Origin of the sequence: Moritella sp. F3, assembly GCF_015082335.1 — a bacterium.
Lineage (GTDB): Bacteria > Pseudomonadota > Gammaproteobacteria > Enterobacterales > Moritellaceae > Moritella.
Genome location: NZ_BLRL01000016.1, coordinates 89,597 through 98,132, shown reverse-complemented (window position 1 = coordinate 98,132; position 8,536 = coordinate 89,597). Strand labels below are relative to the sequence as shown.

Genomic DNA, 8,536 nt, shown 5'->3' with positions numbered 1-8,536 from the left:
TGACCGACAGTGATCGCGCAAACGACAAGTGACACGAGCCCTGTGATTACTGGTTCAGCGGTTATTGCAGACGGTGAATCACTGTCAATTACAGTGAACGGCGCGACATATAACAACGTGACAGTGACCAACGGGAACTGGAGCATTGATACACAAACAGCATCTGTTGATAGTGGCGTTTTAGCGGCATTTGTAGATGGTGAAACTTATGATGTAACAGCGACGGTTACTGATGCAGCCAGCAACACTGCGGTTGATACAACCAGCGGTGAAGTCACGATAGACACCACGGCGCCAAGCGTGCCGACAGTGATCGCGCAAACGACAAGTGACACGAGCCCTGTGATTACTGGCTCAGCGGTTATTGCAGACGGTGAATCACTGTCAATTACAGTGAACGGCGCGACATATAACAACGTGACAGTGACCAACGGGAATTGGAGTATTAATACACAAACAGCATCTGTTGATAGTGGCGTTTTAGCGGCATTTGTAGATGGCCAAACTTACAATGTTGAAGCAACTGTGACTGATAGTGCAGGAAACGAATCTATTGATAGCACCAATAGTGAGTTGATCATCAATGCTGCGCCAACGACTGTCGATAGTATTATTAATTTGGTTGAAGACGTTGCTTATATATTTAATGAAACGGACTTTAACTTTACAGATACCCAAGGCGATACATTAGCTAGTGTGCGTATTGATTCTTTAGCTTCAGAAGGTGACATTCAAGTATTCGTAGGCAATACCTGGGTTAACGTTACTGAAGGACTGGAAATATCAATCAGTGATATTAATGATGGTAATTTAAGGTTTGTTAATGACGAACATGAATCGGGTTCAGATTACAGTAGCTTTGAATTTAGTGTTTCTGATGGTCATGAATGGAGTAATTCAGCTACAGGTTCAGTAAATGTTGAAGCTGTTGCTGATGCACCAACAATTACGCTTTCTAATAACGTCATTGACCCTGCAGATTACATACCACCGCAAGGTTCGGGCTTACTCGTTGAAACATTTAGTAATGTAACTGCTTTTACTATCGCTGAAGTATCCGGCTCAAACGCGGGTTATATGGAACAGGCGCTTGCTAATGAAACACCCACTTCGACAGGTAGTTTATCAGAGTTAACTGATAATGGCGGTCGAATAAATTTACCTACAGATACAGCTGTTCGAGCGACAGGTTTAGTGTATTTGGAAGCGGGAACAAGCTATGAATTTACTGGCTATCGTGACGATACCTTCCATATGGAAATCGGTGGGGATGTCGTATTTTCTCAAGGGTATGACAGCTGGGGTAATTATACATCTTCTGCTTATACGCCTGCTGAATCTGGCTATTATAGTTTTGAAATGTATGGTTATAACGGCTCTGGTGTTGGGTCTTATGATGTTAGCGTTAAAGTTAACGGTGGTTCAGCACAAGAATTATCTGTGTTACCAACTTATAAAGACATCGATGAAATCAACAGTTTAGGTGCGCAACATAGCGGTCATAATGACGTTAATAATGATGGAGGCTTCTATCCAGTTCGCTTAAATGAAGGAATGGAAGGGCAGGATATCCAACTATCGACAGTAACTGCTGCGCTTGTTGATGTCGATGGCTCTGAGTCCCTTGGTCTCGTTGTTAGTGGTGTTCCGATTGGCGCTGTCATAAGCGATGGTACTAACTCAGTGACCAGCGATGGCAGTGACATTGATATCAGTGATTGGAGCCTCGCCGAGCTAACTTTCAATGGCACAGCTACAGGTATCTCTATTACGCATACTTTAAGCTTCACAGCTACGTCAACAGAGACTAACGGTACTGGCAGTAATGAGACGGCATCAACAACTATTCAACTTGATGTTATCGTCTTAGACAGTGAACCTACTGCAGTTGATGATCTTGATAGCGTTGGTTACGGCGGTACTATTTACGGTAATGTTATTACAGGTGCTGGCGGGCAAACTGATGGTGAAGATCAAGTCAGTGTCGATACTGTTAGTTTAACGGAGGTTAATGGCCAAGGTTTCCTTAACGGTGAGTTAACTCTGAATACAACTAATGGCACGATAACATTCCAAGATGATGGTAGCTATGTTTATACTTCTACGCTGTCTGAAACTAAGGTTGCTAGCGGAAATCTTGAATCACCTAGCTGGACTAATGCTGGAATTGATATCCATGGTTTGTATGGAAGTACTGCTGATGCTTATGACGTTTACACTGGCGATGCGATCCATGTCGGACTAAACGTGAATAATTTAGTTGGTACACCTAATAATGCTCACTCTAACTCTAATACCAATGGTATTGGTGTCGCTAGTGGTAGTGGTGCCGTTATTAACGATGATGACTCGCTGATATTGTCGCTAGGCACTAGTACAAACAACATTAGTCTAAGTTTTGGCCAACTCAACACTGTCGAGTATGCAAGGGTTTATGGTTATGACGCGGGCGGCAATGTTATTGGATTCCGTGATGTTCGTGGTTCAGGAAATCAAAATGTCACCGAAACGCTGCAATTTGGTAGCGATGTTAGTTACATTTCAATTACCCCGACAGGTAACTCCAGATTTGTATTAACCGGTGCAACGTTACAAGGTGACTCTGGTAATGTTGATGATGAAACGTTCGATTATGTGATTACCGATTCTGATGGAGATACGAGCGAAGCAACTTTGACGGTTGAGCATGCAGGTGATTCAACAGCATTTGATGATAGTGGCACTGTGTTTGAATCTGGATTAACAGGCGGAACGTCAGAAGGTAGTTCGGTTACAGCCCTTACTGGTAACTTACTCGATAATGATGCTGGCATTGGCGCGTCAACAATGATTACAGCGGTCGATGGTATTACGGCTAGCGCAGGAGCATCAACGATAACTGTGAGTATGGATCAAGGTACACTGGTTGTTTATGTTGCAGATGATGGTAGCAATAGGGCGGGCGATTACACCTACACACTCGATACTGCCGTTAATGTAGCTGGTGATGGAACAACAGACTCGATTACTTATCAATTGACAGATCAAAGCAGTGGCCATCAAACCACTGCACAATTTGACGTGAATATTGTTGATGATGCTCCGGTTGCTAATGATGTCGAATTAACTCTTGAAGCCGCATCCGAAGCATACACAGTTAACTTAATCGTAGTGTTAGACAAATCTGGTTCAATGGGAAGTGCTGCAGCGGGAAATTCTGGACCTAGCCGTATGGATTTAGCTAAAGAAGCTATTGCTAGCATGCTTTCTGAATACGATAAAGTAGGTAATGTGAATGTTCAATTTGTTACTTTTAGTAGTAGTGTTATAGAGTCTGAGTGGTTTGAAGATGATCTTAATGAGGCTAGTAACTACTTAGATGGAATTCAGACCGGAGGCGGTACACACTACGATAAAGCGCTTGATTCCGTGATGGATAATTACCAAGTTCCGCAAGGGAATATCGCAGATAAATCACTTGTTTATTTCATCTCTGATGGTGCTCCTAGTTCAAATCACGGTATTGATACTACTGCCAAAATAGCTTGGGAAAACTTTATTGATAATAACAATATCGATACGTCATTCTCGATTGGCATTGGCGGTTCTACCTCACTAAACGAGTTAAATCCGATTGGCTATCCGAATACTAATGAAAATGGTGATGTTGAACCGAACACAATTAGAATATCGTCAGCTGTGGAGTTATCTGATACTTTATTAAGCACAATTGATAGCGGAATTCTTAGTGGTAATGTTTCATTGTTAGCGGCGAGTGGTAATGCTGGCGCTGCTCTAGGTGCTGATGGCGGCTTTATATCCGAAATTACAATTGATGGCGTTACTTATTACTATCAACCGGGTGATGCAACGTCTGAAATATCAATCGATACAGCTAAAGGTGGCACGCTGACCTTAGATTTAGCGACATTAGAATATAGTTACAAAATTGAGTTAGATAAAAGTATCACTGGCGAACAAGATATTTTCAATATTACTATTGTAGATAACGATGGTGATAGTACGCAGCTTGATATGATTATCAATTTGGAGTATCAAGCCAATCTTGACGCTAACCGTGATTTAATCTTAACCAATCAAAACGGATTAACTATATTAGAAATTCCGACATTGGCATTGCTGCATAACGATACGAAAGGTTTATCAGGTAATATCTCAGCGATTAGCAATGAGACGGACACAACAGTTATTACTCATAATTCGCAGTACGATATGGTTGAAGTAACAGTTACTTCAGGTAATAACCTTGACGACGTTAGTTTCGACTATACATTAAATAATAATGATGCAAACGATCAAGCAACAGTCAACTTTAAAGAAGTTAGTGGTTTAACTATTACCGGTAGTAAACTCGATGAGATTTTACTCGGTAGTGACAGTGCAGATATATTAATTGGTAATGGCGGTGATGACGCTTTAGTTGGTGGTGCTAATAGCGATGATTTAAGAGGCGGTACTGGTGATGACTTACTCATGGGTCAAGAGGGGGGAGATACATTAATTGGTGGTGACGGCGAAGATACGCTAATCGGTGGTAGTGGTGATGATATACTTACAGGTGGTGCTGGTATTGATACAGCAGTGTGGTTTGATGGTGATCAAGGTACAGAGCAAGCTCCAGCTACTGATCACATTACCGATTTTGATATTGCTGAAGGTAAGTTAGATTTGAGTGATTTACTGCAAGGTGTTGGAAGTGATGATCTAAGCAATTATTTAGACATGAGCTTTACAAATGAAAGTGATGGTAGTGTTACGACAACGATCAATATTCACACTGAAGGTAATGGCGCCGGTATCAGCCAAGTGATCATTTTAGATAATGTTGACTTAAGTACTGCTTATAGTAATGTCGACCTTACCAGCCCAGAAGGTATAAATAGTATATTGAATGACTTAGACGACCCATTGGTTTTCTAAACCATTTCAACTTTTAGTCATTGAATGATAGTAGTTAAATTTAAGGGAATAAATGGCAGTGCAGGCAGTAACCAATACAGCGTCAACACCACAGTGGAATATCCATCCTTCTCAACAGGTTGTTGAGGATCCACTGCTGGATTGTTTAATTTTATTGACTGAGCATTTTGGTAACCCATGTTCGGGTGAATCGTTGACGGCTGGCTTATCTATATCGGGCGCCCATTTGTCTCCTGAACTGGTGCCTCAAGCTGCATCTCGAGCTGGCTTAAGTGCAAAATTAAGTCAAAAAGGGTTGAATGAATTACCACGCATGTTATTGCCGTGTATTTTACTGTTAAAAGACCAGCAAGCTTGTGTGTTACAAGAGTTAGATTTTGGCGCTGATAAAGCTGTTATCTCCATGCCTGAAACGGGTGGCGAAGTATTACTGACTATCGTTGAATTAGAAGCCATCTATGTTGGTTATCTGTTTTTAGTTAAACAACAATACCACGGTGATCGTGAATTTGATGTTCACCTGCATGACACTAAAAAACATTGGTTATGGCAAACGGTTAAATCTTCGAGTTCTATTTATCGTGACGTTATTATTGCCTCGGTATTGGTTAACTTATTTGCCTTAGTATCACCGCTATTCGTCATGAACGTATATGATAAAGTCGTGCCTAATTTAGCGTTTGAATCACTTTGGGTTTTAGCTATTGGTGCAACGGTTGCTTATATTTTTGACTTCATCATGAAGCAGTTACGTGGCTATCTTATCGATGTCGCGGGTAAAAAAGTTGATTTAGAAACCTCTGCGAAACTATTTGCTAAAGTGATTGGCATGCCATTAGAAAAACGCGCATCGAGTGTCGGTGGTATGGCCAAACAACTCAGCGAGTTTGATAGTGTACGGGAATTTTTATCTTCCGCGACGATTACAGCCTTAGTTGATTTACCTTTCGCTATCTTATTCATGGCTATTATCTGGCTCGTTGCCGGAGACTTAGCTATGTTCTCGGTTATCGCTACCTTGCTGATAATTGGTTATACCTTAATGATACAACCCCGTTTACGTAATGCGATTGAAGAAAGCAATAAATTTTCTAGCCTACGCCATGGCCATTTAGTGGAAAGCCTCTCTGTTCTAGAACTGATTAAAGCCAACGGCGCTGAAGGTGTAGTACAACAAAGCTGGCAACAAATGCTTGGGCACATATCTACTTGGCAGCTTAAAGCGAAAGTGATCACTAATTCTGTTGCAAATGTGGCGAGCTTGATTGTGCAAGTGTCTGTGATTGGGGTTGTCGTATTAGGGGTATATCGCGTTGCTGAAAACGAGATCTCGATGGGGGCAATCATTGCCGCAGTGATGTTATCTAGTCGTGCTATTTCACCAATGGCTAAGATTGCTTCACTAATGACTCGTTCTAATCAAACCATCAGTGCAATGCGTCAACTCGATGCGATCATGGAGCAAGTTGATGAGTTTGAAGATAAAGCACATCTCCCAAGTCGCAATAAACTCGAAGGTAGAATAGGTTTAGAACAACTTGGTTTTAGTTATCCAGACATTGATAAACCGAGCTTATACCCTCTGTCTTTACAAATTAAACCAGGTGAGAAAGTCGCGATCATTGGTCGTAACGGCTCGGGGAAAAGTACCTTAGCTAAATTATTATTAGGCTTATACCAACCAACCACAGGCAGTTTGCAGTTTGATGGCATGAGTCAACAACAGATCCACCCGAGTGATCTACGCCGTAACTTCGGCTATTTACCACAAGATATCACCTTGTTCCACGGTACGATTAAAGAAAATATTTTGTTTGGTGCGAAACAAATCACTGAATATCAATTGATCCGAGCAGTGCAGTTCTCTGGTGTGAATATGTTTACCGATCTTGACTCTCAAGGCCTAGATCAACAAGTCGGTGAAGGCGGTAAAGCCCTATCTCGTGGTCAGCGTCAGTCTATTGCGTTGGCGCGAGCAATCTTAAATGACCCACAGATTCTGTTATTAGATGAACCGACAGCCAGCCTTGATGCACGCTCTGAGAAGCAATTTATTAACTCAATGCAACTCATTGCTAAAGATCGTACACTATTGTTGATTACACATAAAATGCATTTATTACAATTGGTTGACCGAATAATTGTATTAGATAAAGGTCGCTTAGTCGCTGATGGTCCAAAAGCACTCATTCTTGAAAAGCTTAAAAGTGGTGCTTTAGTTCCAGGAGCGACACAATGAAAATAAGTAAGCAAGATCTCGAGATGGCAGATGACGTTTATGGTGCGTTGTTAACGCAAAGCCCGCGTATTCATCGATTAACAATATGGGCCGTGACCGCTTTTGTATTTAGCTTTATCGTTTGGGCTTATTTTGCCAAGTTAGATCGTGTTACCACAGGTATGGGAAAGGTGGTTCCTTCTTCTCAAATCCAAATAATCCAGAGTTTGGATGGTGGTATTTTACAAGAACTATATGTACAAGAAGGTGCATTAGTGACGAATAACCAAGCTTTAGCGCGTATCGATGATACCCGTTTTAGAGCAGATCTAGCGCAACAACGTCAGGAAGTTGATAGTTTACGTGCTGACATTATTCGGTTGCGTAGCGAATTGAGCAGTATCTTGGTAGCCGATGTACCGAATTGGAAATTACAAATTAAGATAACGAAAACGGCACTTATTTTCCCTGATGATTTACAAAAAAACTTACCGTATTTAGTGACGCGCCAGCAAGATGAATATCGCGCTCGATTAGATAGCTTAACGAATCTGGTCGCGATTCAAGGGCAACAGATCCAACAACGTGTTGAAGAAAAACAAGAATTAAAATCGAAGATTAAAACCCTTGAAATAAGTTATAAACTCGCCGCTCGTGAGTTAGAACTAACGCGGCCATTAGCGAAAAAATTTATCATTTCTGAGGTTGAACTACTTAAGTTAGAGCGCAGCGTTAATAGTATTAAGGGTGAATTAAATTCAATTAAGTTGATGGTACCAAAGTTAAAGTCAGAGATGGCCGAAGCGGTGCTTAAGCGACGTGAGGCTGTGCTAAATTATCGCGCGGATGCCAGAGCACAACTAAATGAATTACAAAGTAAGTTTTCTCGCATAACAGAAGCTAAAGTGGGCGTGGAAGATAAGGTTAATAAAGCCCTGATTGTCTCACCAGTCGTTGGCACAATTAAAACAATCCATATTAGGACTCTAGGTGGTGTGGTTCAGCCTGGTCAAGCTTTGCTAGAGATAGTACCAACAGAAGATAAGTTATTAATTGAAGCCAAGATTAAGCCTAAGGATATTGCCTTTGTTCATTTAGGTTTAGCTGCGGTGGTAAAAATAACGGCTTATGATTTCACTCGCTATGGCGGTTTAAAAGGGGTTGTTGAGCACATCAGTGCTGATACGACGCAAGATGAAGACGGTAATAGCTTTTATATTATTCGCGTTAGGACGGATATTTCTGATATTCAGGGCAATCATGAAATGCCGATTATTCCAGGAATGATGACCTCTGTTGATGTCATCATCGGTAAACGAACTGTACTTGAGTACATACTAAATCCAGTGTTGAGAGCCAAAGCAGTGGCGCTCAGGGAGCTTTAAATTGCACATGAAT

Annotated in this window: 3 protein-coding genes; all 3 read left to right on the top strand. The window is 41.4% G+C overall.

Annotation, left to right across the window (positions count from 1 at the left end):
- Positions 1–9: 9 nt before the first annotated feature.
- Genes JFU56_RS23125 through JFU56_RS19790 form a run of 3 tightly spaced genes read left to right on the top strand, consistent with a single transcriptional unit; the run spans position 10 to position 8,523 of the window.
- Positions 10–4,920, top strand: coding sequence for a type I secretion C-terminal target domain-containing protein (locus JFU56_RS23125; RefSeq protein ID WP_198438982.1), 4,911 nt, complete (start codon positions 10–12; stop codon positions 4,918–4,920).
- A 52-nt stretch (positions 4,921–4,972) separates the two neighbouring features.
- Complete coding sequence (locus tag JFU56_RS19795; protein WP_198438981.1) at positions 4,973–7,159, top strand: type I secretion system permease/ATPase; 2,187 nt, start codon at positions 4,973–4,975, stop codon at positions 7,157–7,159.
- Positions 7,156–8,523, top strand: a complete 1,368-nt coding sequence (locus JFU56_RS19790) for an HlyD family type I secretion periplasmic adaptor subunit (protein ID WP_198438980.1) — start codon at positions 7,156–7,158, stop codon at positions 8,521–8,523. The genes JFU56_RS19795 and JFU56_RS19790 overlap by 4 nt, the downstream gene beginning before the upstream one ends.
- Positions 8,524–8,536 lie beyond the last annotated feature (13 nt).